General features: G+C 58.8%; 1 protein-coding gene and 1 pseudogene. One reads left to right on the forward strand and one right to left on the reverse strand.

All coding sequences use genetic code 11. The features are described from left to right. A pseudogene (locus tag EN742_RS35590) lies at positions 1–746 on the forward strand (hypothetical protein); the annotation flags it as partial. On the opposite strand, the gene EN742_RS35595 reads toward EN742_RS35590, so the two are convergent. Continuing rightward, positions 747–1,134: hypothetical protein (locus EN742_RS35595; RefSeq protein WP_210214513.1), on the reverse strand; the 388-nt coding region annotated here is incomplete at its 5' end. It lies immediately after the preceding pseudogene.

Below are 1,134 nucleotides of genomic sequence, written 5' to 3' on the forward strand. Positions count from 1 at the left end.
CCGTGGTGCGCACCGCGCAGACCCGCATCAAGCTGAATGCCAGCGTCGGCCTCGGGAACGGGAACAACGGCGGCGGCTACGGCAATGGCAACGGGAGCGGCAACGCCGGCACGAATTTGGGTGGCGGCATCAAGCTGCTCGCCGTCAACCTGCCGCTCAATGTCGAGGTGGCCTATGCCGAAGCAAAGCTCACCGACGTAAGTTGCCCGACCGGGCGTCCCGACAGCCTGAAGGTCACGATCGCGGCACAGCCCGGCGTCGTCGCCGCGCACCTTGCCGACACCAACGCCAGCGGCTTTGCCGACTTCACCAAGCCGCAATCGTTCAGCGACGCCGAAATCGCCGACGTCAGCGTCAAGCTTTTGCTGGTCAACCTCAGCCTGCTGCAGATCAACGGATCTTCGGCGTTCTCGGTCACCAACATGGCGCCGACGAACCTGACGTTCAATGCCACCGAGATCGCTGCCAAGACGATGAAAACAGTGTCGACGAAGAACCTGACGCAGTCGCTCTCCACCTCGCTGGTCAACAACCTGTCGCTGTCGGTCAAGGCGCTGGGCGCCGGGCTCGACGTCACCGCCCTGCTCAGCACCGTGAAGCCGGCGGTGGTGACGGTGCTCAACGGCGTGACCGCGCAGGTCGACAACCTGGTCTACAACGTACTTGGCGCGCTCGGCGTGCATGTCGGCGAAGCCGATATCCGGGTCACCGGCGGGACCTGTGGACGCTCCGTGCTGGTTCAGTAGTCAAATTGTAGAGATAATCAAATTTGCCTCTTCAAAGAGATTCAGGCCATCGAAGTCGACGTATATGGTCTGGCCTTGCACATATATTTGATCAAGCATCGCTGAAATCGCGCCAGCGTGTTCCTTAGACAAGGATATCAATACCTTTCCGTCTTGAATCCTCACTAAGTGCTCGTTCTCAGTGACAATCGTGACCTGAAAGCCAGATATGCCACCCGAAAAATTTGCGTTGAATCCAGACGACATGTCGACAACATCGCGGAGCAACAATTTCGAAGACAGCTCTCGTACCTCACGAAGCGTGCACAACACAATTACGGATGGCGGTGGCTCCCCGAACGCGACTTCGTTCGTGAATTCGATGAGCATCACCGAGCCTCGCTGGACA

Origin of the sequence: Mesorhizobium sp. M4A.F.Ca.ET.020.02.1.1, from assembly GCF_004022645.1 — a bacterium.
Classification (GTDB): Bacteria; Pseudomonadota; Alphaproteobacteria; order Rhizobiales; family Rhizobiaceae; genus Mesorhizobium.